General features: G+C 72.2%; 26 protein-coding genes and 1 pseudogene. 15 read left to right on the top strand and 12 right to left on the bottom strand.

Annotation, left to right across the window (positions count from 1 at the left end; all coding sequences use genetic code 11):
- Positions 1 to 15 precede the first annotated feature (15 nt).
- From AB0F91_RS32940 to AB0F91_RS32905, 8 genes are all read right to left on the bottom strand, one after another.
- Positions 16 to 945, bottom strand: coding sequence for a Ku protein (locus AB0F91_RS32940; protein WP_360603874.1), 930 nt, complete (start codon positions 943 to 945; stop codon positions 16 to 18).
- 62 nt (positions 946 to 1,007) lie between these two features.
- Positions 1,008 to 1,427, bottom strand: coding sequence for a DUF6292 family protein (locus AB0F91_RS32935; protein WP_360603872.1), 420 nt, complete (start codon positions 1,425 to 1,427; stop codon positions 1,008 to 1,010).
- A gap of 184 nt (positions 1,428 to 1,611) precedes the next feature.
- Positions 1,612 to 1,986: a response regulator transcription factor gene (locus tag AB0F91_RS32930; RefSeq protein ID WP_360603870.1), complete on the bottom strand. Its 375-nt coding sequence runs from the start codon at positions 1,984 to 1,986 to the stop codon at positions 1,612 to 1,614.
- The gene (locus AB0F91_RS32925) at positions 1,983 to 3,410 is read right to left on the bottom strand and encodes a PAS domain S-box protein (RefSeq protein WP_360603868.1); all 1,428 of its coding nucleotides are present in this window, start codon (positions 3,408 to 3,410) and stop codon (positions 1,983 to 1,985) included. The genes AB0F91_RS32930 and AB0F91_RS32925 overlap by 4 nt, the downstream gene beginning before the upstream one ends.
- Positions 3,411 to 3,453: 43 nt before the next feature.
- Positions 3,454 to 3,843: an ATP-binding protein gene (locus tag AB0F91_RS32920; RefSeq protein WP_360603866.1), complete on the bottom strand. Its 390-nt coding sequence runs from the start codon at positions 3,841 to 3,843 to the stop codon at positions 3,454 to 3,456.
- Between the two features lie 71 nt (positions 3,844 to 3,914).
- On the bottom strand, positions 3,915 to 4,565 hold the full coding sequence (locus tag AB0F91_RS32915) for a response regulator transcription factor (RefSeq protein ID WP_360603864.1): 651 nt from the start codon (positions 4,563 to 4,565) through the stop codon (positions 3,915 to 3,917).
- 97 nt (positions 4,566 to 4,662) lie between these two features.
- Positions 4,663 to 5,763 (bottom strand): glutamate--cysteine ligase, encoded by a 1,101-nt coding sequence (locus tag AB0F91_RS32910; RefSeq protein WP_360603862.1) that lies wholly within the window; start codon positions 5,761 to 5,763, stop codon positions 4,663 to 4,665.
- A 17-nt stretch (positions 5,764 to 5,780) separates the two neighbouring features.
- Complete coding sequence (locus tag AB0F91_RS32905) at positions 5,781 to 6,974, bottom strand: peptidase dimerization domain-containing protein (RefSeq protein ID WP_360603860.1); 1,194 nt, start codon at positions 6,972 to 6,974, stop codon at positions 5,781 to 5,783.
- A 128-nt stretch (positions 6,975 to 7,102) separates the two neighbouring features.
- Between AB0F91_RS32905 and AB0F91_RS32900 the strand changes: the two genes are divergently transcribed.
- Positions 7,103 to 7,321, top strand: coding sequence for a hypothetical protein (locus tag AB0F91_RS32900; protein ID WP_360603858.1), 219 nt, complete (start codon positions 7,103 to 7,105; stop codon positions 7,319 to 7,321).
- A gap of 15 nt (positions 7,322 to 7,336) precedes the next feature.
- Here the strand turns inward: AB0F91_RS32900 and AB0F91_RS32895 are convergent, their stop codons facing one another.
- Positions 7,337 to 9,130 (bottom strand): aromatic acid exporter family protein, encoded by a 1,794-nt coding sequence (locus tag AB0F91_RS32895; RefSeq protein WP_360603856.1) that lies wholly within the window; start codon positions 9,128 to 9,130, stop codon positions 7,337 to 7,339.
- Between the two features lie 592 nt (positions 9,131 to 9,722).
- Here AB0F91_RS32895 and AB0F91_RS32890 point away from each other — a divergent pair.
- The 7 genes from AB0F91_RS32890 to AB0F91_RS32860 all read left to right on the top strand — a co-directional run bounded on the left by AB0F91_RS32890 (position 9,723) and on the right by AB0F91_RS32860 (position 14,511).
- Positions 9,723 to 10,028, top strand: a complete 306-nt coding sequence (locus tag AB0F91_RS32890; RefSeq protein WP_360603854.1) for a 5'/3'-nucleotidase SurE — start codon at positions 9,723 to 9,725, stop codon at positions 10,026 to 10,028.
- Positions 9,998 to 10,651, top strand: a complete 654-nt coding sequence (locus tag AB0F91_RS32885) for a substrate-binding domain-containing protein (RefSeq protein WP_360603852.1) — start codon at positions 9,998 to 10,000, stop codon at positions 10,649 to 10,651. The genes AB0F91_RS32890 and AB0F91_RS32885 overlap by 31 nt, the downstream gene beginning before the upstream one ends.
- Positions 10,652 to 10,765: 114 nt before the next feature.
- On the top strand, positions 10,766 to 11,467 hold the full coding sequence (locus AB0F91_RS32880; RefSeq protein ID WP_360603850.1) for a phosphatase PAP2 family protein: 702 nt from the start codon (positions 10,766 to 10,768) through the stop codon (positions 11,465 to 11,467).
- A 117-nt stretch (positions 11,468 to 11,584) separates the two neighbouring features.
- Positions 11,585 to 12,970, top strand: coding sequence for a UDP-N-acetylmuramate--L-alanine ligase (gene murC, locus AB0F91_RS32875; RefSeq protein ID WP_360603848.1), 1,386 nt, complete (start codon positions 11,585 to 11,587; stop codon positions 12,968 to 12,970).
- Positions 12,971 to 13,038: 68 nt separating this feature from the next.
- A complete protein-coding gene (locus AB0F91_RS32870; RefSeq protein WP_360603846.1) occupies positions 13,039 to 13,824 on the top strand; it encodes a nucleotidyltransferase domain-containing protein in 786 nt (261 codons plus the stop codon).
- A gap of 73 nt (positions 13,825 to 13,897) precedes the next feature.
- Complete coding sequence (locus AB0F91_RS32865; protein ID WP_360603844.1) at positions 13,898 to 14,263, top strand: hypothetical protein; 366 nt, start codon at positions 13,898 to 13,900, stop codon at positions 14,261 to 14,263.
- Between the two features lie 20 nt (positions 14,264 to 14,283).
- The gene (locus AB0F91_RS32860; RefSeq protein ID WP_360603842.1) at positions 14,284 to 14,511 is read left to right on the top strand and encodes a hypothetical protein; all 228 of its coding nucleotides are present in this window, start codon (positions 14,284 to 14,286) and stop codon (positions 14,509 to 14,511) included.
- A gap of 66 nt (positions 14,512 to 14,577) precedes the next feature.
- Here AB0F91_RS32860 and AB0F91_RS32855 read toward each other — a convergent pair whose 3' ends face one another.
- Genes AB0F91_RS32855 through ligD (AB0F91_RS32845) form a run of 3 tightly spaced genes read right to left on the bottom strand, consistent with a single transcriptional unit; the run spans position 14,578 to position 16,792 of the window.
- Positions 14,578 to 14,946, bottom strand: a complete 369-nt coding sequence (locus AB0F91_RS32855; RefSeq protein WP_360603840.1) for a DUF5313 family protein — start codon at positions 14,944 to 14,946, stop codon at positions 14,578 to 14,580.
- Between the two features lie 38 nt (positions 14,947 to 14,984).
- Positions 14,985 to 15,848 carry a non-homologous end-joining DNA ligase gene (ligD, locus tag AB0F91_RS32850; protein ID WP_360603937.1) on the bottom strand — a complete coding sequence of 288 codons (864 nt, stop codon included), beginning with the start codon at positions 15,846 to 15,848 and terminating at the stop codon, positions 14,985 to 14,987.
- Complete coding sequence (ligD, locus tag AB0F91_RS32845; RefSeq protein ID WP_360603838.1) at positions 15,848 to 16,792, bottom strand: non-homologous end-joining DNA ligase; 945 nt, start codon at positions 16,790 to 16,792, stop codon at positions 15,848 to 15,850. The genes ligD (AB0F91_RS32850) and ligD (AB0F91_RS32845) overlap by 1 nt, the downstream gene beginning before the upstream one ends.
- 148 nt (positions 16,793 to 16,940) lie before the next feature.
- Here ligD (AB0F91_RS32845) and AB0F91_RS32840 point away from each other — a divergent pair, with 148 nt between their 5' ends.
- The 7 genes and pseudogenes from AB0F91_RS32840 to AB0F91_RS32810 all read left to right on the top strand — a co-directional run bounded on the left by AB0F91_RS32840 (position 16,941) and on the right by AB0F91_RS32810 (position 22,826).
- On the top strand, positions 16,941 to 19,226 hold the full coding sequence (locus AB0F91_RS32840; protein WP_360603836.1) for a phosphoketolase family protein: 2,286 nt from the start codon (positions 16,941 to 16,943) through the stop codon (positions 19,224 to 19,226).
- Positions 19,223 to 20,332, top strand: a complete 1,110-nt coding sequence (locus AB0F91_RS32835; RefSeq protein WP_360603834.1) for an acetate kinase — start codon at positions 19,223 to 19,225, stop codon at positions 20,330 to 20,332. Before AB0F91_RS32840 ends, AB0F91_RS32835 begins: the two co-directional genes overlap by 4 nt.
- A gap of 108 nt (positions 20,333 to 20,440) precedes the next feature.
- Positions 20,441 to 20,719 carry a hypothetical protein gene (locus AB0F91_RS32830; protein WP_360603832.1) on the top strand — a complete coding sequence of 93 codons (279 nt, stop codon included), beginning with the start codon at positions 20,441 to 20,443 and terminating at the stop codon, positions 20,717 to 20,719.
- Positions 20,713 to 20,928 carry a hypothetical protein gene (locus AB0F91_RS32825; RefSeq protein ID WP_360603830.1) on the top strand — a complete coding sequence of 72 codons (216 nt, stop codon included), beginning with the start codon at positions 20,713 to 20,715 and terminating at the stop codon, positions 20,926 to 20,928. Before AB0F91_RS32830 ends, AB0F91_RS32825 begins: the two co-directional genes overlap by 7 nt.
- Before the next feature lie 40 nt (positions 20,929 to 20,968).
- Positions 20,969 to 21,250, top strand: a pseudogene (locus tag AB0F91_RS32820) (CoA transferase); the annotation flags it as partial.
- Between the two features lie 19 nt (positions 21,251 to 21,269).
- The gene (locus tag AB0F91_RS32815) at positions 21,270 to 22,151 is read left to right on the top strand and encodes a CoA transferase (RefSeq protein ID WP_360603828.1); all 882 of its coding nucleotides are present in this window, start codon (positions 21,270 to 21,272) and stop codon (positions 22,149 to 22,151) included.
- 57 nt (positions 22,152 to 22,208) lie between these two features.
- Positions 22,209 to 22,826, top strand: a complete 618-nt coding sequence (locus AB0F91_RS32810; protein ID WP_360603826.1) for a TetR/AcrR family transcriptional regulator — start codon at positions 22,209 to 22,211, stop codon at positions 22,824 to 22,826.
- The last annotated feature ends 49 nt before the right edge of the window (positions 22,827 to 22,875 follow it).

Genomic DNA, 22,875 nt, shown 5'->3' with positions numbered 1-22,875 from the left:
GTCCTCGCAGGACGGTCAGGACGCCTCTTCCAGCGCCCGTTCCAGATCCGCGCGCTTCATCTTCGAGCGGCCCTTGATCTCCCGTTCCTTGGCCAGCTCGTCGAGCTGGGCCTTGGTGAGGTCCGCGAGCTGCGGCTCCTTCTGCTTCTTGCCACGACGCCCCTTCCCGTTCTGCACGCTGCGCTGCAGGGCCTCGAACAGGTCGACCACCTGCGTCGGCTCCGCGGCCTCGGCGGCCGGCGTGACCGTGTCACCCTTGCGCTTGGCCTCGATCAGCTCGTGGACGCGGTCGGTGAACGTGTCGCGGTAGTCCTCGGGCCGCCAGTCCTCCGTGAGGGCCTCGATGAGGTTCACGGCCATGTCGAACTCCTTGCCGCGCGCCGGCGCCTTCTCCGGCAGGTCCGGCAGCGACTTCTCCCGGTCCCGCAGGTCCGCCGCGAAGTGCAGCGTGTCGAGCAGCATCACTCCGTCGCCGGCCCGCACGAGCGCCAGGTACTCGCGCCCGCGCAGCACGAACTTGGCCACACCCGCCTTGTCCGTCTTCGCCATCGCCGCCAGCAGCAGCGAGTACGGCTTGTCGTAGTCGGAGCTCGCGGGCGCGAGCCAGTAGGTGCGGTCGAAGAACATCGGGTCGATGTCGGCGAGATCGGCGAACGCCTCGACGTCGAGCGACTTGCTGCGCCCGGGGGCGATCTCGTCGAGCTCTTCGGGTTCGACCAGCACGTAGTCGCCGTCGTCGAGCTCGTAGCCCTTCACGATCTCGGACAGCTCCACCTCGTCGCCGGTGCGCTCGTTCACCCGCCGGTAGCGGATGCGGTCGCTCGTGCCGCGCTCGAACTGGCGGAAGTGCACAGTGTGGTCCTCGATCGCGCTGTAGAGCCGCACCGGCACCGTCACCAGGCCGAGGGTCAGCGAGCCGCTCCAGACGGGTCGTTTCGGTGCCATGACGCACTCCTTTCCCGTCCGCGGAGTACCCGCTTTCGCCCGCGCCGACGCATCGCCCCGCGTCAGGCCAGGCGTGCCAGCAGCTCGTCGTGCCCGCCCGCGCGGCGCAGCTTGCGCGGGTCGGGGCGGCCGAGGGAGTGGTCGGCCGCGCGCAGCGCCCCCAGGAAGCGCTCGACGGCGGCGGGTTCGGCGAGCACGTCGTCACCGTCGAGGTAGGCCAGCACGATCAGGTCCTCCCCGCACGAAGCCTCGATCGCCGCCGACCAGCCGTGCACCTCGTCCCACAGCAGCGCCAAGTCCCGGTCGGGGAAGCGCTCGAGCCGCCGGTCGAGAGCGACGTAGGCCGAGACTGGCAGGTCGAGGTCGACGGTGCAGGACTCCAGTCCCACGCCGACCGCGGCGGCCACCCGGGAGAGGTAGCCGCGCAACGCGCGGTCGAAGCGGTGGTCCACGCCGAGGTCCGCATCCACGAAGCTGCTCACGACGGACACCCTCTCTGTCGCCGGGAAGGGATCGCCCTGTCAGGCGTGCACCGGCTACCCCGTTCCGGGTCGCGTCACACCCCATTTTCGGGTGAATTTCCTGCCACACGGGCGATCGGGCGCGAAGTGGCTCCGATGGAACGCACGCCGGCCCCGGCGACTGGAACTGCTCGTGAGCGCGCGGCTACCGTCCGCCCAGCCGCCGCACTGCCGCGACGATCTCGCGGTTCGGCACACCTTTCGTGAGGTACTCGACGGCGCCTGCGCTCTCCATGGAGGCCATGGAGGCGTGGTCGCAGTAGGCGGAGAACGCGAGCACCGCCGTTCCCGGACAGCGGGCCGTGATCTCGCGCGCGGCGCGGGCCCCGCCTCCGCCGGGCATGCGCACGTCGAGCACCGCCACGGCGGGCCGGTGGCGCTCGGCGAGGGTGATCGCGTCGTCGGCGTCGCGTCCGACGCCGACGACCTCGATGTCGGGCTGCTCGTCGAGCACCTCGCGCAGGGCGTCGCGGATCATGTCGTCGTCGTCGCTGATCACGACGCGCAGGGGGCCGGTCACCGCTGCTCGTCCGGGTCGCTCGGCAGCCAGAACTCCACACTCGTCCCTTCGCCGGGTGTGCTGGACATCGACCACCAGCCGTGGGCCGACTCGGCGCGTTCGCGCATCTCGATCAGCCCGAAGTGGTCGCGGCCAGGATCGATGCCGGTCACGGCGGTGCCGATCCCGTCGTCGGTCACGCGGAACAGCGTGCCGCTGTCCACCGTGGACAGCGAGACCTCCACGCGCGACGCGCGGGCGTGCTTGTGCACGTTGGTGAGCGCTTCCTGGCAGATCCGGTACCCCGTCACGGCGGCTTCCGGCGTGGGCTCGGCGGTGAGGTCGTGGCGCAGGGTGTACTCCAGCCCCCAGCCGGGCAGGATCTCCTCGAGGTGACCGGTGAGCGCGACCACGAGCCCGTCGCGGTCCAGGTCCGGCGGCCGCAGCCGGGAGACGAGCGTGCGCAGCCGGCCCACCGCCGCGCGCACCGACTCGTCGAGCGCGTGCACCCCTTCGCGGTGCTCCTCGGGCAGCCGGTCGGCCAGCAGCTGCAACCGCATGCCGACGGCGACCATCGACTGGATCGAGTCGTCGTGCACATCCCACGCGATGCGCCGGCGCTCCACCTCCTGGGCGTCCACGAGGTGCCCGACCAGTCGGCGCCGTTGCACCAGGATTTGCTCGGCGGTGCGGCGTTCGGTCATGTCGCGGGTGACCTTGCCGAAGCCGCGGTGGTTGCCGGCGTCGTCGAACAGTGCGGTGATGACGACGTTGGCCCAGAACCGGGTCCCGTCCTTCCGCAGGCGCCAGCCTTCGTCTTCGAGCCGCCCGTCGGCGAGCGCGGTTTCGAGCTCGCGCTCGGGCTTGCGGGCGGCGATGTCCTCGGCGGGGTAGAAGACGGAGAAGTGCCGGCCGATGATCTCGTCGGCGCGGTAGCCCTTGATGCGCTGGGCGCCGGCGTTCCAGCTGGCGATGTGGCCTCCGGTGTCGAGCATGAAGATGCCGTAGTCGACCACGTCCTGCACCAGCAGGCGGAAGCGTTCCTCGCTCTCGCGCAGCGCTTGTTCGGCGGTGCGGCGTTCCGTCATGTCACGGGTGACCTTGCCGAACCCTCGGTGGTTTCCCTCGTCGTCGAACAGTGCGGTGATGACGACGTTGGCCCAGAACCGGGTCCCGTCCTTCCGCAGGCGCCAGCCTTCGTCTTCGAGGCGGCCTTCGGCGAGGGCAGTTTCGAGCTCGCGCTCGGGCTTGCGCGCGGCGATCTCCTCCGGCGGGTAGAACACGGAGAAGTGCCGGCCGATGATGTCCTCGGCCCGGTAGCCCTTGATGCTCTCGGCGCCCGCGTTCCAGCTGAGCACGCGGCCGGCCGGGTCGAGCATGAAGATCGCGTAGTCGAGGACTCCACGCACCAGCAGGCCGAGGTCGTTCACCGCGGGGTCGTCCATGCCCCGACTCTTCCCCATCCGGCTCACGCGAGCAGCTTCCGGCTCACTCGCGCGGAGCCCGGCCCAGCTCACACCACACGACCTTCCCCGCCGCGCCGGGCGTGACGCCCCACGCGAGCGAAAGCTCCTGCACCAGTCTCAGGCCCCAGCCGCCGTCCGGACCGGACTCGCGGGTCGCGGGCAGCGCGGTGCTCTCGTCGGTGACCTCGAGCCGGACCACCGCGGCTCCGTACTTGAGCCGCAGCACGGGTTTCCCCTCGCCGTGCAGCACGGCGTTGGTCGCCAGCTCGGTGACGATCAGCAGGGCGTCGTCGGCCACGGCGCCGAAGCCCCAGCCGGTCAGGGTCGCCCGCGTGAAGTCGCGCGCCAGCGCGAGACCCGCCACCGACTCGGGCAGCGCGCACTCGGCGTCGACAGGCGCAGGGACCTCCACGTCGCCACTCTCCGCGAAACACCCGCCGTGCGGCAGACGCAAACAACTAACGCGTCACTGACGCAGGTGCATCAATCGAGCAGACCCTCGCGCCGCGCGAAGGCGACCGCTTCGAGCTTCGAGCGCGCGCCGAGCTTCTCCAGCACCCGCTGCACGTGGTTGCGCGTGGTGTTGCGGGTGACGCCGAGGCGGTCGCCGATCTCCTCCGTGCTCGCGCCCTCCGCGAGCAGCTGCAGCGTTTCGCGTTCCCGCGCGGTCAACGCCGAGCCGTTGCCGCGGGCCCGGCCGGTGAGCCGGTCGAGCACGCCCGGCAGCAGGGCCGCGTCGAACACGACCTCGCCCTCGGCGACGCGCTGCACGGCCGACTCCAACTGGTCGAGCGGCGCGGACTTGAGCAGCAGGCCCCGGCCGCCGGCCTCGGCCACGCGCGCGGCGACGGCCGCGGTCGCGTCGCCGGTGAGGACGAGGACGCGCGTGCCCAGCGCGGCGAGGTCGCCGATCGCGGCCACGGCGTCGCCGTCGGGCAGGCGCCGGTCGAGGACCACGACGTGGGGCCGCAGCCGGGCCGTGTCGGTCGTCGCGGCTTCGCGCGAGCGGGCGCGCCCGACCACCGAAATCGCGGGAGAGCGCTGCAGGGCGAGCTCGAGAGCCTCGGCGACCATGTCGTGGTCTTCCACGAGCAGCACCCGCACCGGGCCGGCGAACCGAGGCTCGACAGGCATGTCGCTGCCTTTCCAACTGGGGCCGGGGGCTGGGGCGCGGTTTCGGAGCTGACCACTCATCGTAACCGGGTGCAGGCCTGGCCACCGTCCGGGCGGGTCAGGCCGTCGCCGGTCTCGCCGCGCCGGCCGGCACGGCGAAGCGGTCGACGACGTCGAGGGCGCTTTCCCGGTTCGCGAAGATCCGGCGCTGGCGGTCGGCTCCGCCTCCGTCGCGAGCGAGCCGCGCGAGGCCTTCGCGGACGAACTCGGTGTCGCCGGCAGAACAGAGGGCAGGCGCGCAGAGCTCGGCCAGCCGCTTGAGCACCTGGGTGGCGGGCAGCAGGTCACCGGTGGCCGGGTCGGGGCAATGGCCCGTGATGCCTTCGCGGGCGGCGCGCCAGAGCTGGCCGCGCAGCACCTCGTTGGACAGGTGCGGGGGGTCGCCGGCGTCGAGCACTGTGGCCACGAGCGCGCGGCACAGCACGGCGAGCAGCGTGGCCTCTTCGGCGGTGGCGGCGACGTCGGCGACGCGGAACTCGATCGTCGGCTGCTTCTCCGACAGGCGCACGTCCCAGTAGACCATCCCGCGGTCGAGGATCGCGCCGGCGCGCAGCCACTCCTCCACGACGCCCTCGTAGTCCGCGTGCGAGGCGAACCGCGGCGGCGGCCCGGCCGAGGGCCAGCGCGCCCATTCCTGGTGGCGCCAGCTGCAGTACGCGGTGTCGAGGCCCTCGGCGATCGCCGAGTTGGCCGTGACGGTGAGCAGTGCGGGCAGCCACGGCCGCACGTGCCCGAGCACCCGCGTGCCGGTCTCCGGGTCGGGCACGGCGACGTGGACGTGGCAGCCGCAGGTGAGTGTGGTGCGCGCGGTGGCGCCGAAGTGCGCGGCCATCCGCCGGTAGCGCGGTGTCGAGGTGATGGCAGCGAGCTCGTCGGAGGCGACGGGCGAGCAGGCGCAGGGCAGAATCCGCAGCCCGCGCCGGTCGGCCGCCCGGGCGAGCGAGGTCCGCATCGACTGCAGCTGCTCGACGGCTTCGTCGTGGGTCACACAGACGCCGGTGGCGGCCTCGGCCTGCGACTTGGTGAGCTCCTGCTGGAGAACTCCCGTGCCGCTGTCGTCGGCCGAATCCAGCACGGCTTCGGCCGCCTGAGCCGGGCGTCCCCGGTCGTCGACGACGAGGAACTCTTCTTCGATCCCGAAGGTGAGCACGTCGGCCATGGTGGTCCTTTCCGGGGTCAGCCCGTGCGCTCGGCGCGGGCCTGGTCGGCGAAGCAGTCCCACGCCTGGCTCACCAGAGCCGGGTGCGCCAGCAGGTCCGCCGTGGTCCTGCCGAGCGCCGCGGCCACCGCAAGGACCACCGAACGGGCTCGAGGGGACGCGGCCGCCGCCGCGAACTCCGGCGTGCGCTCGGCGTGGCCGGGATCGAGGATCGCGATGAAGGGGTGGATCGTGGGCGCCTTGAGGCTGACGTCACCGACGTCGGAAGAGCCGGGGAACACGCCCGGGTCCGGCGGTGTCGCGTGGATGCCGCGCGCGGCGAGGTGGCGGGCGAAGTGGCCCGACAGCACGGGGTTGTCTCGGAAGTGCGCGCAGCCGGGGCCGAGCCGGTCGGTCTCGGCTTTCGCGCCCGTGGCCAGGGCCGAGCCCTCGGCGCACGCCGTCACGTCGGACACCAGTTTCTCGAGCGCCGCGGTGGTCGGCGCGGACAGCCCGAACCACGCCTCCGCCAGGTCGGGCACGACCGTGGTGGACTCGCCGCCGCGCGTGACGATGCCCTGCACGTGGAAGCCGGCGGGCAGGCGCGACTGCAACGCCGCCACCGCGGTGAAGGTCTGCACGAGCGTGGCCACCGCGTCGACGCCGCGGCGCGGCTCGGCGGTCGGGTGCGCGGCGCGGCCGTGCACGGTCACGCGCACGTCGGTGCGGGCGGTCAGCGGTGCCCACGTCCAGGAGTGCGTGCCGGGGTGGAACACCAGTGCCGCGTCGACGTCGTCGAACACCCCCGCGGCGGCGAGGGCCGGTTTGCCCGTGGCCGGTTCGGCGGCGGGGCAGCCGACGACCAGGATCGAGCCGCGGTCGTCGCCGGTGACGGCCCGCGCGGCGAGCGCGGCCCCGAGGCCGGCGGCCGCGACGAGGTTGCGCCCGCTCGCGTGGCCGAGGCCGGGCACGGCGTCGTACTCCAGCAGCAGCGCCACGCACGGCCGGGCTTCGCCATGGCGCGCGGTGAACGCCGTGGGCAGGCCGGCCACGCCGTGCTCGACGGTGAAACCCGCCCCAGCCAGCTCGCCGGTCAGCGCGCGGACGGCCTCGTGCTCGGCGTTCGCCGGCTCGGGGCCGGCGTGCAGCGCGCGGGCGATCGACCACAGCCGCTCGTCCAGCCGCTCGATCTCCTCGTCGACCCGATCGTGCCGGGTTTCGTCCGCCTCCATGCGCCACACATACCCACCTGGCCCCGATTCGATACGGGCGGGGTCCGCGAGTGGGTAATTCGGCCGTGTGCCGCGTGCGGTCGGTGGGGAATCTCGACGGGAAAGCAGCCGAGTCGGACGAAGCAGGCATGACAGCGGGAAGCGACCGGGTACTGCCGGCCGAGGTGTCGTCGATCGTGAAGAAAGTGAAGAGCCTGGGCTCCTCGGCGGTGTCCTCGACGCGCGACCTCGAGTCACTCGTGATCGACGCGCTCTCGTTCGCCGGGATCGGCAGTGGGGTAAGTGGGGTGGCCGCGGCGAACTCGGCGCTGCAGTCGCGCTGGTCTCCTCGCTCGGCAAGTTCGTGAGCCTCATCGGCGAGGTCAGCGGCAAGGTCCAGTCGGCGGTGCAGGGGTACACCGACGCGGACACGGCGGTGGCGCAGGGGCGCGGTGGGAGCACTCAGGCTGCTGCCGCTGGTGGTGGCGCTGCAGCAACCGGCCGCCGCTCCGAGGCAGCTGGACGACCGCGTCGTCGACTCGATCATGCGTTCGGAAGGCGCGTCCGGCGAGCAGGGCGGCGTGCCCGGGGTCTACGGCTTCCGCCAGAACATGCACAACGGCTACGACGAGATCATGGCCGCGCGCAACCAGTACGGCATCGGCACCCCCGAGGAGCACGCCGTCGTCGCGCGCCTCATGTCCGACAACGCCCGCACGGCCGGCGCTCTCGACTTCACCGACCCCGGCACCCAGGCCGCCGTCATGTCCGGCGCCCACCCGCGCGGCGCCGGCGGCGTGCGCGCCATCCTCAACCACATGGGCTGCGCCGACATCGCCCGCAGCGCCGGCACCCTCGACCCGGCCGCGGTGCAACACATCCGGGGTCTCACACCCGAGCAGTTCCAACAGGGCTTCCACGACGCCCGCATTGAGTACGACCGCCAGATCGTGCCGCGACCACCACGCAGGGCGGGCACACCCGGATGGTGGGACCGCTACGGCAACGGCCTCACGCAGCACTACGACCGTGAACAGCAGGAGTTCCTGGGCTGGTGACATTCCGCCTCGGCTCTCCGCCGAGACGGGCGAGATCGCAGTGAGCTGGCTTCCTGCCTCCCGATTTTCGCGCAGCCCAGAAGCCGGCGCGATCTCGCGCGTGGCCTGCGTCGGGTGCTCGCGGCTCGTGGTGGCGAATGCCTCCTCCGCGGGTGGTTCGCGCAACAGAGCCGCGACACGCCGCAAGGGCCGCCGCGCGATCGCGTCGAGCCGGGTGCCGTCGGTTTCGGCGTTGTGGAGGAGGGCGGCTTCGGCGGTGGCCAGGGCGGACGGGCCGGGTGTGCCGGTGAGGACGGCGGTGACGGCGTCGGAGAGGGGGCCCGCGACTTCGGAGGTGTCGGTCGGTTCGCCGCGGGCGGTGAGCTCGGTGGTGTCCTCGAAGTGGATGCGCACGAGGGTGCCGATGTCGGCCGCGGTGCGGGCGAGGGGCACGAGGGCGGCGAGGCGGTCGGTCTCGGTGCGGCGCCACCACGGGTGGGAGCGCACGGATTTCCGCGCCAGGGCGAGCTTTCCGGGCAACGCGCGGGCGCGGGTCTCGACCGCGCGCACCGACTCCTCGCCGGCGGGCGCCCGGATGTTCTGCGCCAGTTCGGCGGCCGTCTCGTGGAGTTCTTTCATGAACGTGCGGGCCGGGTTCGCCGGCAGGAGCAACGGCGCGAGCACCACGGTCACCCCGGCGCCGACGGCCGTCTCCCACAGGCGCGACACCGCGTAGGAGTCCGGGTCGGTGCTGGCGAACACCAGCAGCGCCGACACGGCGACCTGGATGTTGAGCGTGCCGCCGATGCGCAGGACGATGCCCACGGCGAGCGCCAAGGCCAGCACGAGCGCGAAGGCCCCGGCGGACGGGTGCACCACTCGCAGCACCAGGATCCCGATCGACAGCCCGCACACCACGCCGGCCAGGCGCGCCAGCGACACGTTGAACGTCGAGTACGGGGCGTCCCGCATGGACACCAGCGGTACGACCACCGCGTACACCGGCGGCTGCCGCGCGCCCAGCCACACGCAGACCTGCCACGCCACGGCCGCCGTCACCACGATCCGCAACGCGAACGGACCGTCCGTGCGCAACAGCTCACCCGCACGGCCCACGTGACGGGCGAGGACTCCGGTCATCGCCTCATCCTCGGGCCGGGCGCGGGATCCGTCCAGCCGGTGGACCGGACAGGCGCGCGCAGCTTCGCCGTTTGTGGCGCGCACCGTATGGGCGAGCTACGTGCAGTGGCGCAACCATTCGCGACGCACCCCCTCCGCGAGATCGCGCCGGCTTGCATACCGAGCGATATTCGCGGGGTCCCTGGGCCGCGCGAAAATCGGGAGGGAAGAAGCCGGCTCAAAGTGATCTCGCACGCCTCGGCGGAGCCGGGGCGGAAGATGCCGCAAAAGGCAGAGATCGGTACCAGATCTGGCCGATCACCGAACCGAGATCCTGGATGCGCTCGGGCCGGGGCGTCACGGGCAGGAGTCCGATGGACGTAGGCCATCTGCTCGATGAGCGAACCGAGGGCCTCGGCGTGGAGCTCGTAGTGGGTAGCCTCGATCACGCCGCTCTCGGGCAGCCGCCGCAACCAGCGTTCGGTGCGGTGCACGAAGCCGGAACGCACCTGCAGCCACAGCTTCAGGAACCCCTCGTTCTCGCTCGCCGCCGCTTCACGCATCAGGCGCAGGAGGTGGCGACCACGGCACGATCGTCGCGTGCGAGCCGCACGTGCTGCCCGGCCTCGCCGGCGTGCCGGCGCAACGCGTGTCCGCGCCACCGGCGTTCGCCGTGCTCGCGGCCTGTTTCGGCGCGCTCGGCCCGCCGCCCGACGTGGTGGTCGCGGGCATCAACGACGGCCACAACACCGGCCGCTCGGTGCTGCACTCCAGCACCGTCGGCGCGGCGCTCACCGCTTCGACGGCCGGGCGCTCGGCGCTCGCCGTCAGCCGCGGCGACCGCCCCGGCGCGCGCTTCGCCACGGCCGCGGCCGTGGGAACGGCCGGATGCTGCTCGGCCGCCGCGTCGACGGCTTGATCCTCACCACCGCGCGCACCGAAGGCGGCTTCTGCCAGGAGCTGCTGGAGCGCGGGGTGCCACACGTGCTGGCGATGCGCACGTTCGGCGACAGCGCCGCGGCCGTGGGCGACGACCGCCTCGGCGGCTACCTCGCCACGCGGCACCTCCTGGACCTCGGGCACCGTCGCATCGCCCTGGTCGCGGGCCCGGCTTACGCGTCCAGTGCGCTCGGCCGCCGGGCCGGTTACGAAGACGCGTTGCGCGAAGCCGGGTTGCCCGCGTTCGTCTTGCCCTCGACGTTCAGCATGGAGAGCGGAGAGGACGCCGGGCGCGCCCTGCTCGCCCTCGACCCGCGCCCCACGGCAGTCTTCGCCGTGAACGACAACACCGCCGTCGGGCTGCTCTCGGCCGTGCAGCGCGCCGGTGTGCGCGTACCCGAGGAGCTGTCCGTGGTGGGGTACAACGACATTCCGCTCGCCGTGCGCCTGCCGGTGCCGCTCACCACGATTCGGGTCCCGTTCACGGAGATCGCCGGCGCGGCCGTGGACCTGCTGATCGACGCGGGCGCCGGCGTGCCGGGCACCACGCGCCGGTTCGCGCCGACGTTGATCCCGCGGGGGACCACACTGCGGGTGGGGTGACCGCCGCCCATCCGTCCACACGGGACGAGGCCGTGCGGAACCCGTGCGCAGTTGTTGCAGACCCATGACATTTCCCGGCCCCACCGCGGACGAAGCGTTGGCAGGCTGGACTGGGTGAACAACCGAGTACTCAGCATCGCCTGGCGGCTGGTGGCCGCGGTCCTCTTCGTCGCGGCGACGGGGGCGACCTACTTGCTGCTGGTCCGCACCGAGTCCGGCCAGGGGGCCGACCAGCGGTTCCTGGAAACGTTCGACCCGTCGTTCACCCGCGCGTCGGGGGAGGTGCCGCTGCCGCTGGAGGTCCCGGTGCCGGTGCTGTTCACCCTCGCGCTCGTGCTGGTCGTGGTGCTCGGCCTGGTGCGGCGCGCGTACCGGCGCACGGCGGCGGCCGTCGGGCTGATGGTCGTGGTCGCGGGTTTCGCGCAGCTGTTCAAGGTCGCGCTCGACCGGCCGAACCTGGCCGAGCGCATCCACTCCACCAGCAACAGCTTCCCCAGCGGCCACGTGACGGTGGCCGCGATGAGCGTGTTCGCGCTGCTGCTCGTACTGCCGCGCATGGGGCGGTTCGTGGCGGCGCCGCTGGGCCTGGCGTGGATCGTCGCGGTCGGCATCTCGACGCTCACCGTCGGCTGGCACCGCCCCAGCGACTGCCTCGGCGGCTTCTTCCTCGCGGCGGCCGGCTACGCGCTGGCCTCGGCGTGCGTGGTCGCGCGGCCCGGCCCGCGGCTGCCCGCCGACGCCACGACCGTCGTCCTCGCCGCACCGCGGCCGGCGCCCGGGCAGCCGGACCGGCAGCCGTTCTCCGTACCGCGCTGACGGATCGGCACACGGCTGTTGCCTTGCCGCGACAGAGAGCGCGCGGTCCGGGGACATGCCGGTCGCACCCTCGGACCCGGGGACAGCGAGTCCTCACCGGACACAAGAGGGTGCGTGATGAACGAGCTGACCGTGCGGGACCTGGGCCACGTGTACCTGATCGGCATCGGCGGGGTGGGGATGTCGGGTCTCGCGGAGATCCTGCTGCGCCACGGGGTGCCGGTGAGCGGCAGCGAGGTGGGCGACCGCCCGGCCCTGGCGTTGCTGGAAGAACTGGGCGCCACCGTGCACCGCCGGCACTCGCCCGGGCACCTCTGGAACGCCGACACCGTGGTGTACTCCACCGCGATCCCCGACGACCACGCGGAGCTCGCCGAGGCTCGCGACCGTGGACTGCCGTTGCTGCACCGGTCCGAGGCGCTCGCGGCGGTGCTGGCGGGGCGCCGGGCGATCGCGGTCGCCGGCACGCACGGCAAGACCACCACCACCGCCATGCTCACGGTCGCGCTGCGCGCCGGCGGGGCCGACCCGTCGTACGTGATCGGCGGCGACGTCCGCACGCTCGGCTCCGGCGGCGTCGGCTCGGGGGAGTACTTCGTAGTGGAGGCCGACGAGAGCGACCGCTCGTTCTTCGCCTACACCCCCGAGGTCGCGGTGGTCACGAACGTCGACGCCGACCACCTGAACACCTACGGCGACGTCGAAGGATTGCAGCAGGCGTTCCTCGACTTCTGCCGCCGCGTGCGCCCCGGCGGTTTCGTGGTGACCAACGCCGACGACCAGCGGTGCCGCCGGCTCGCCTCGGCGCTGCGGGCGGAAGGCCGGACCGTGCACACCTACGGCGAGGCCAACGACGCCGACCTCGTCGTGGTGGGGCTTTCGTCGGTGACCACGGGGATCCGCTACGACGCCGTGCTCGACGGCGCCCTCGTCGGCGCCGTGCACGTGCCGGTGGTGGGCAAGCACCTCGGCCTCAATTCCGCGGCCGCGCTGCTCGTCGCGCAGCGGCTGGGCATCCCCGGTGCGGCCGCCGGTTTGCGCCGGTTTCCCGGCGTGCGCAGGCGGTTCGAGCTCCGCGGTGTCGCGCGCGGCGTGCGCGTGTACGACGACTACGCGTGCCACCACACGTCTATGGCCGCTTCGCTGACGGCGTTGCGGTCGGTCGCGCAGGAGCACCGGCTGGTCGTGGTGTGCCAGCCCAACCGCGCGTACCGTGTGCGGCAGTTCCTCGGCGAGATGGCCGAGTCGCTGAGCCTGGCGGACCAGGCGGTGGTGCTGGCGGTGTTCGGCCCCGGTGAGACCGTCGCGGCAGGTTACGACGGTGCGGCACTCACGGCCGCGATTCCGTTGGCGGAGAAGGACAAGGTGTACGCGGGGTCCGGCTCCGTCGCGCTGGCGGAGGTGGTGCGGAGGGTGCAGCGGGGCGACGTCGTGGTGACCATCGGCTCGCCCGAGATGGCGACCCTGGCGGGCCGCATCGTTGAGGCGCTGCACGAGGGTTGAGCGTTTATTCGCGTGCCGGCCGGAGCGCTCGCGTGCTACTTTCTCCTGCTCCCCGCGAAAGGACGCTGATGACCGTTCCGGTGCTACACCGCGAGTTCCTCGACGACGTGCTCCCGAAGATCCGCCGCGACCCGCGCGTGGCCGGGGTGGCCGTCGGGGGCTCGATCGCCCACGGCGAGCCCGACGAATACTCCGATGTGGACGTTGTCGTGGTCGTGGACGACGACGCGGTCGACGCGGTGATGGCCGAGCGGTTCGCGTTGATCGGCTCGTGGACCGACCTCGTCGCGGCCTTCACCGGCGAGCACGTCGGCGAGCCGCGGCTGGTCATCACCTTGACCGGGCCGGGTCTGCTGCACGTGGACTTCAAGTTCGTGCGCGTGGCCGACTTCGGCGAGCGGACGAGCGACCCGAAGATCCTCTGGGAACGCGAGGGTGCGCTGACCCGGGCCCTCGCCGCCGCGCCCTGCGCCAAGGAGCCGCTGGACGAGCAGTGGCTCGAAGACCGGTTTTGGGTGTGGGTCCACTACTCGGCCACGAAACTCGGCCGCGGCGAGCTGTTCGAGGTCCTCGGTTTCCTGGCTTTCCTGCGGGAAACCGTGCTGGGACCGCTCATCGCCGCGCGCGCCGGCGTTTCTCCTCGAGGCGTGCGCCGCCTGGAGTCCGTCGCCCCGGAAGAGGCGCGCGAACTGCGGGCCACGGTCTGCGGGTACGACGCGAAGGAGGCCGGGGCGGCGGTGCTGGCGAGCATCGAGCTGTACCGGCGCCGGCGCGGCGACGTCGAGCGGCGCGACCGGGCCGAGGAGCTGGCGGTGCGGTACCTCGCCGACGTGCTGGGGTCGGCCGGCACGTAGCGGACACGCTCGGGAGGGCTCCCGCCGCCCGCGGTTACCGTCCCCGGTGATTCGACCGGAGGAGGGGTGCGTCGTGGGCGGGTGGCAGGTCAGGACCGCGCGGTGGGTAATGGCCGTGCAGGCCGTGGCGTCGATCGGGATCTGGGTGGTGCAACGGCTCACAGTGCTCGAACGGCTCGACCACGGGCAGGCCGTGCCGGGTTCGGGGTGGCTCGTGCTCGGGCTGAACCCCGTGCTCGCAGTGCTCGTCGCCGTGGCCGCGGCGTTCCTGGCGCGGCACGCGTGGGCGGCGGCGCTGGGGGTGGCCATGGAGGTGAACGGCGCGGTGAGCGCGCTGATCAGCGTGCTCACCGGGCACTACCAGGCCGTGGTGGCGATCGTGCTGGCCGTCGCCGTGAGCACGCTGATCGTCCGCCGCCGGCAGCCCGCCGTCGCCTGAGCCCGGAAAGGGGTTCCGCCGTGTCACGCTTGCATCTGGCCGCCGTCGTCCTGCTTGCCACCGGCTGCGCCGGGCCCCCGCCCGAGCAGTGCGATGAGGTCCTGTGTGAGACCGTCGGCTACTGGCCCAGCACCGAAACGCAGATCGAAAACGGTTTCGTCGCGGTGCTAAGCGCCCTCGGCGTCGTCCCGATCGTGCCGCGCAGCGCCAACGGCCCCGCGCGGCGCACCGTCACCATCGGCGGGTAGTGCCTCAGCTGTCGCTCTTGCCGGAGAGGGGCCGATGCGGGTCGGCGTGCCAGGGCCCTGCCACGGTCAGGGCCAGGTGGCGGCACCGCCTCGGCGTTTGCGGACTTCTTTGCCGGTGCCCGGTGGGTAGCCGTGCTTGGTCAGACGCACTTCGGCGAGTTCGTCGGCGCTGCCGAGGGTGAGGAACAGGCCCAGCACCAGGGCCGTGAGCAGCCCCAGCAGCACCAGGCCCGCAGGCAGCGGCGTGAGGAACACCAGCAGGAGGAACGCGGCGGTGAGCCAAGGCAGCGCTTCGAAGAAGACGCGGAGCGCGAACCTCAGCACCCACGTCCGGGCGGTCGCGTCGTGCAGCACCCACGGGCGGTACTCATCGGGCAGCCGAGCGCCGTAGACGTAGCGCAGCCACCGGATCGGTCCTGGTCGTGGGGTCACCATCGTCCCTCCAGGGTGGTGTCTGCGTGGTGCGTGTGGCGTCACGCCAGCGAGGCCAGCGCCGCCTCCGCGGAACCCGCGTGCTTCGCGAGGTCCCGCCAGGGGTCGGGCTTGCGGGCCAGGCGTTGCTTCTGCTTCGCGGGCGGCCAGCCGTCCGGGTCCGCCTTGCCGAGCTCGCGCCAGTCGAGCGGCGTCGCGGCCGCCGCGCCGGAGCGGGCGCGCAGGGAGTACGGCGCGACGAACGTCTGGGCGTAGCCGTTGCGGTTGGCGTCGAGGAAGATCCGGTCGCCGCGGCTGTCCTTGCGCTGCGCCGTGGTGAGGTGGTCGGGGTCTTCCTCGGCCACACGGTCGGCGAGCGTGCGGGCGAGTTCCAGCACGACGTCGGTGTCCGAGCGGGCGTCGAGCGGGGCGAGCACGTGGAAGCCACGGCCGCCGGTCGCCTGCACGAAGGCGGTGAGGCCGGCATTCTCGTAGTGGCCGCGGATCTTGCGCGCCACCTCGCGCAGGCGCGTTACGGGCGTGCCGTCCGGCGGGTCGAGGTCGAGCACGAGCCGGTCCGGTCGCCCCGGGTTGTCCACCGTGGACAGCCACACGTGGAACTCCACCGTCCCCTGGCCGGCCAGGTAATCGAGGGAGTCGGCGTCGTCGCAGACCACGTACTCGTCCGTGCCCCCGCCTCGCCGCGGCACGCGTGCGACGCGCAGCCAGTCCGGGAAGTGCTCGCCGGGGTGCTTCTGGAACCAGCCCTGCCCGTCGATGCCGTCGGGGAAGCGCCGCAACGTCAGCGGGCGCCCGCGCAGGTGTGGCAGCATCACGTCGGCCACCGCCCGGTAGTGCTCGACGACGTCGCCCTTGGTCAGCCCGTCCTCGGGGTAGAAGACCTTGTCCGGATGGGAAACTTCGATCACGGCTTCTCCCGCACCACGTCGGCCGGTTTCTTGTCGTCGCGCAGGCCCAGGAACCGCGGGTGCCGCAGCCGCCCGTCGCGCGTCCACTCGGAGAACCCGATCTGCGCCACCAGCTCCGGTCGCACCCAATGCGTGCCCTGCTCGGGTACCGCATCCGCGAACGGAGACCGGCCCGTCTCGAACTCGCGCAGCTGATCGTGCAACGACACCAGCAGCTTGTCGTCGAACCCGGTGCCGACCTTGCCGGCGTAACGCAGCTCGTCGCCTTCGTGGTAGCCCAGCAGCAGCGCACCGAAGCCGTGCCGCGCACCCTGCGGGTCCGTGAACCCGCCGACCACGAGCTCCTGGCCCTGCGCGCACTTGAACTTCAGCCAGTCCGCCGACCGCCCCGAGTGGTACGGCGCGTCGGCCCGCTTCGCGATCACGCCCTCCCAGCCGCGCCGGCAGGCTTCCTCGAAGAACTTCTCACCGTCGGTGTCGCGGTGCGCCGACAGCCGCAGCGGGTCTGTGAACTCGAACGCGTCCTTGAGGAGGGCCTTGCGTTCGCGCAGCGGCAACGGCGTGGCGTCGTGCCCGTCGAAGTGCAGCAAGTCGAACAGGTAGTAGTACACCCGCACCCCGGTCGCCCGCGCTAGCGCGGGATCCGTGAGGTGGATGCGCGGCTGCAGCGCGGCGAAGCTGGTGTTGTCCCCGTCGAACGCCACGATCTCCCCGTCCGCCACGAACCGCGTGCCGCCCTGCCCGTCGAGCGCCTCGACGAGCTCCGGGTACGCGTTGTCCATGACCTTGTGGTTGCGCGAATACAGCGTCGGCGTACCGCCGTCGCGCACGCAGATCGCGCGCACGCCGTCGAGCTTGCGCTCGAACAGCCAGCCTTCGTCGGAGAACCGGCGGTCGGTCAACGTCGCGAGGGTCGGTTCTCGCCAGCCCGGGGTGCTCATCGCGTGTTCCTTTCGACACCTCGCCTTGGGATGCCCGGCCCGTCGTCGTTCGAAACCCCAGCTCAGCGGGGCGCGGCGCAGGCCGACGGGTGTACTCCCGGCACGACCCGGGTAGCCGGTGGCCGAGAGCGAAGGGAGCTGCGTGCCGATGACGCGTACCGCCGAGGTCGGCGTCGCCACGCTGCGCCGGTACCGCAGGGCCTGCGACTACCTGGCCGCGGCGATGATCCACCTCAAGGACAACGTCCTGCTCGACGAGCCGCTGCGCCGTGAGCACCTGAAGCCGCGGCCGCTCGGGCATTGGGGGACCTGCCCCGGGCTGTCGCTGATCTACAGCGCACTCGACCGGCTCGTCGCGCGCACCGGGCAGCGCACGCTGCTGGTCACCGGCCCGGGCCACGGAGCGCCCGCCATCCACGCCAACCTCTGGCTGGAAGGCACGCACGCGCTGCACGACTCCACGCTGAGCCTCGACGGCGCCGGGCTCGCCGAGCTGGTCCGGCGCTTCTCGTGGCCCGGCGGATTCCCGAGCCACCTTTCGCCGGAGGTGCCGGGCGTGATCCACGAGGGCGGCGAGCTCGGCTACGCGCTGGACACCGCGTTCGACGACCCGGGGCTGCTGGTCGCGTGCGTGGTCGGCGAGGCCGAGACCGGGCCGACGGCCGCCGCGTGGCACAGCCCGAAGTTCACCGGGCCGCGCGACGGCCGCGTGCTGCCGGTCCTGCACCTCAACGGGTACAAGATCGCTTCGCCCACGATCTCCGCCTCGATGTCGGACGAGGAACTGACCGCGTACTTCACCGGCTGCGGTTGGCATCCGCAGATCGTCGACGTGCGCGGCTCGGCCGACCCCGACACGCAGCTCGGCGAGGCCCTCGAACGCGCGCACGCGGACGAGCTTGCGATGATCGTCCTGCGCAGCACCAAGGGGTTCGGGGTGCCGCGGCAGTCACCGGACGGTACGCCGCTCGAAGGCACGTTCCACGCCCACCAGGTGCCGCTCGAAAGCGCGGGCCACGACGACGCCGAGCTGGCGGAGCTCGAACGCTGGCTGCGGTCGTACCGGCCCGAGGAGCTGTTCGACGCCGGTGTGCCGCAGCCGGACCTGCTCGCAGTGCCGCCGGAACCGGCGTTGCGGCTCGGCCGGGTGCCCCAGGCCAACGGCGGGCAGCTGCGCCGCGACCTGCCGCTGCCGGACGTCGGCGAGTTCACCGTCGCGGTGGGCCGGGCCGGAGCCGTGGACGCGAGCGTGACGGAGACGGTGGGGGAGTGGCTCGCGGAGTTGCTGCGGCGCACCGAAGACCGCCGCGACTTCCGCGTCTTCTGCCCGGACGAGCTCGAGTCGAACAAGCTCGGTGTCGTCCTCGGCGTCACCTCCCGCGGCTTCGCGCGTGACGTGGCCGAGTACAGCGAACACCTGGGCGCGGACGGCCGGGTGCTGGAAGTGCTGTCCGAGCACAACTGCCAGGGCTGGCTGCAGGGCTACCTGCTCACCGGGCGCCACGGGCTGTTCCCGTGCTACGAGGCGTTCGTGTCCATTGTGGATAGCATGGTGAACCAGTACGCCAAGTTCCTGAAGATGTCGGGCGAGGTCGGCTGGCGCGCGCCGGTGGCGAGCCTGAACTGCCTGCTCACCAGCGACGGCTGGCGCCAGGAGCACAACGGCTACAGCCACCAGGGCCCCGGCTTCATCAACATGATGCTCACCAAGAAGGCGTCCGTGGCGCGGATCTACCTGCCGCCCGACGCGAACACCCTGCTCGAAGTGGCGCACCGGTGCCTGTCCTCGACGGACCTCGTCAACGTAGTCGTCGCCGGCAAGCAGAGCGGGCCCCAGTGGCTCTCCCCGGAGGCCGCGCGGGCGCACTGCCGGGCCGGCGCCGGCGTGTGGGACTGGGCGGGCACCGCCGGTGGAGTGCCGGCCGACGTCGTCCTCGCCTGCGCGGGCACCACACCCACCGTCGAAACGGTCGCCGCCGCTCAGCTGCTCGCCGAGGCCGCGCCGCAGCTGCGGGTGCGCGTGGTCAACGTCGTCGACCTCCTGGCCCTCGCCCCGCGGCAGCGCCACCCCAACGGCCTCGGCGACGACGAGTTCACGGCCTGTTTCGGCGACGACGTGCCCGTGGTCTTCGCGTTCCACGGCTACCCGTCGGCCGTCCACGAGGTCCTGCACGGGCGGGCCGGCGCCGGCCGCTTCCACGTCCACGGCTACCTGGAGGAAGGCACGACGACTACCCCGTTCGACCTCCTGGCGAGCAACCGCATGACCCGCCACGACCTCGCGGCCGACGCCCTCGGCCGCGCGCGGGGCTGGTCCTCGGCGGCGGGCAGCATCGTGCGCGACCTGCTGCGCAAGCGCGACGAGCTGGTGGCCGCGGCCTACCGCGACGGTGCGGACCCGGCGGAGATCACGGGATGGCGGTGGTCGGCGTGAGTGTCCTGACCGTGAATCCGGGCTCTGGCAGCCTGCGCTTGCACCTGGTCGAGGACGAACGGGTACTGGACTCCGCGGAAATCGGCCACCCGCCCGGTTCCGACGAGGGCGACCCCGAGATCGCCGCGTTTCTCGACCGGCTCCCGGACTCGCTCGACGCCGTGGCGCACCGCCTCGTCCACGGCGGGGCGACCTTGCTCACTCCGACGGTGGTCGACCGACGCGTGCGCGCCGCGATCTCGGCCGCCACCTCGCTGGCCCCACAGCACGTACCGGCCACTGTGGACTTGCTGGACCGGCTGAGCGCCAGGCTTCCGGCGGTGCCGCACGTGGTCTGCCCCGACACCGCCTTCCACGCGCACCTGCCCGAGATCGCCCGTGTCTACCCGCTGCCCGAGCAGTGGCGCGCGCGGTGGGACCTGCGGCGGTACGGCTTCCACGGGCTGTCGTTCACCTGGGCCGTGCGCCGGGCAGGTGACCTGCTCGGCCGTCCGGTCGACGACCTGAACCTGCTCGTCGCCCACCTGTCCGGCGGCAGCTCGGTGTGCGCGGTCGCGCGGGGGCGAAGCGTCGACACCTCGATGGGCTTCACGCCACTGGAAGGCGTGATGATGGCGAAACGCTCCGGCACCGTCGACCCTGGCCTGCTGCTGTGGCTCCTGCGCGAGGGCAAGCTGACGGTGGCCGAGCTCGAAACCGGTCTGTACGAGCGCTCAGGCCTGCTCGGTCTGTCCGGCTCCTCGTCCGACACCCGCGACCTCGTCCACGCCGCGCGCGACGGCGACGTCAAGGCCTCGTTCGCCATGGCCGTCTTCGCGCACCGCGTCCGGCGGGAACTCGCGGCCGTCGCGGCGAGCCTCGACCACGTCGACGCGCTCGTCCTGACCGGCGACATCGGCTGGGACCAGCCGGAAGTCGCCGAAGAAGTCGCGACCGGCCTCGGCGTCCTCGGCCTGCGCGGCGGCCTCGACCGCCACCGCGACCACGACGCGGTGATCAGCCCGCCCGGCGCCGTAGTCCCGGTGCTCACCGTGCAGTCGCGCGAAGAACTCGAGCTCGCCCGGGCCGCGGCGACTGTCGTCCGGGAAGCCGCGCCGACCCGCTGACCGGCTGCCACGGAGAGTGCCCGCGCCCCCGGCGGCCTGGCGGCTCCGTCGGAGTACGGGCTGTACGACCTGATCACCAAGGGCGGCCTCAAGCCCGACGACGTGCGGATGACGCCGTTCAGCGACATGGCCGCGATGGTCCAGGCACTCCACAACGGTTCGATCGACGGCGCCACCCTCGGCCCGCCGTTCACCGCGAGCATCAAGCCGGGCACGGCGTTCAACGCCGAAGGGGGGTACCCGGACAGCATGCAGATCGCCGGCTACTTCGCGACCACCGACCTGCTCGGCGAACACCGCGCCGCGGGGGTCGCGTTCTTCCGCGCGGTGGAGCGGACCGTGACACGCACCTGTCCGGTGACTACCACCAGGACACCGACGTGGTGACCAAGATGGCGCAGCAGCTCGGCACGACCGTCGAGACGCTGCGGATCGCGCCGTCGGTGCCGTTCGACTTCAACGTGCCCGCCGAATCGGTGGCGAGCCTGCAGAAGATGTATCAGGCCGTGCCGAACACGCTGCAGATCGACTCCCCGGTGAAGCCCGAAGAGCTGATCGATCTTTCGCTCGTGATCGACGCGGCGCAAGGCAAGTGAATCCCCGCATCCCGACGCGAGCACGGAGGACAACCACACGATGAGCGACGCGCTGGCCGGTGTCCGGGTCCTCGACGCCGCGACCGTCCTCGCCGGACCGGTTTCGGCGCCGATCCTGGGCGACTTCGGCGCCGAGGTGGTCAAGATCGAAGACCCGAAGGTCGGCGACTTCACCCGCGGCGGCGGGCGGTCGCCGGGCTGGCTCCAGGAGGGGCGCAACAAGAAGTCCGTGGCGCTCGACCTGCGGACGTCCGAAGGGCAGGCCGTGTTCCACCGGCTGGTGCCGCACTTCGACGTGGTGGCTCTCGAACTTCCGCCCGCCGACGCTCGAGCGTTACCGCATGCTGCCCGAGCGCCTGCAGCCCCTCAACCCGCGGGCGATCCTGTTGTTGTATCTCACGGGGTTCGGCCTCACCGGGCCGTACCGCGACCGGGGTGCGTTCGACCGGATCGCGAGTGCCTACAGTGGACTGACGTATGCCACGGGCGAACCGGAGCGGCCGCCGGTGCGCAGCGGGTACTCGGTGATCGACTACATGAGCGCCTACCTCGCGGCGTTCTCCGTCGTGTCCGCGCTGTACCACCGCGACCACGGTTCGGGCTCGGGCCAGGTCATCGACCTGGCGCTGTACGAGGCGGCGTTGCGGTCCAGCGAGGACTCGGTGACCGCCTACGGCCTCGACCGCCAGGTCCGGGAACGGCTGGGCAACAAGAACCCGGCCATTGTCCCGGCGTCGGACTTCGTGACGTCCGACGACCGCCGGGTGTCGCTGCACGCGGGCACCGACTCGCTGTTCCGGCGCCTGTCCGCGGTGATGAACCGACCGGAGCTGGCCGACGACCCGCGCTTCGCCGACCGCCCCGCCCGGATCCGCCACCAGGACGAGCTGTACCCGCTCATCAGCGAGTGGGTCTCGCGCCTGACCGCCGACGAGGTGGTGAAACTGCTGAGCGACGCCGACATCCCGGCGTCGCCGATCATGAGCGTCGCCGACCTGATGAACGATCCGCACTGCCGGGCCCGCGGCTCTGTGATCACCGTCGACGACGCCGAGTTCGGCGAGGTCCCGATGGTCGCGCCGCTGCCCCACCTGAGCGCGACGCCCGGCAGCGTCCGCTGGGCCGGCACCACATTGGGCACGCACACCGACGAGGTGCTCGGCGGGCTGCTGGGCCTGTCCACCGCGGAGCTCGACGCGTTGCGGGACCGGGGTGTGGTGTGAGCGATCACTCGACTGCGAGGTCGGCGGCAGGTGAGAAGAAGTGCACAAGGGGATGATGTGAACGACACCGCCGGGCAGGCGTCGAGCCGGCGCGGGCGCGACCGGGCCCGCACCGAGGCCGACCTCCTCCAGGCGACTTTCGACCTGCTCCAGCGCGACGGGATCTTCGCCGGGCTGAACCTGCAGGAGGTCGCCGACCGCTCCGGGGTGAACCGTGGCCAGATCTACCAGTACTTCGGCGACCGCCAATCCCTGCTGAGGGCGGCTGTGGCCCACCGCGCCCGCGAGTGGGCGGCCGGCGCGAAACGGCACTGGGAGGTGTCGTTCCTCGGCCGGCGCAAGGCGATGTTCCGCAGCGCGCTCGCGAACCCCGCGCCCACGCTGGTCGAGGCCCTGCTCGTGATCGACGGCGACCCGGACTACCACGCCCTGCCCGAGATCGAGAAGACGAGAGCCGCTCTCGAACGTGACCAGGCCACCGGGGCCCTGCCGGCAGACGGCGACGCGATCGCGATGCACGTGTTCATGGTCGCGGCGTACAAGGGTTATCTCATCTTCCGTGAGGCTCTGGCGCACGACGTCGGCGTGCCGGTCGAGGAGTTCGACGCCCGCGTGCTGGCCGTGCACGACCAGGTGGCCGCGGCGATGACGCGCGGCGACGCAAGGGACCGGTGAGTTTTCGCGGCGGCGGAGGTCTGGTTGTCCGTCGGCCGTCGAGAAGAGT

The sequence above is a fragment of the Amycolatopsis sp. NPDC023774 genome, assembly GCF_040639695.1.
Taxonomy (GTDB): Bacteria; Actinomycetota; Actinomycetes; order Mycobacteriales; family Pseudonocardiaceae; genus Amycolatopsis.
Note: the sequence above shows the minus strand (reverse complement) of the source record. Positions and strands in the feature narration are given on the sequence as shown.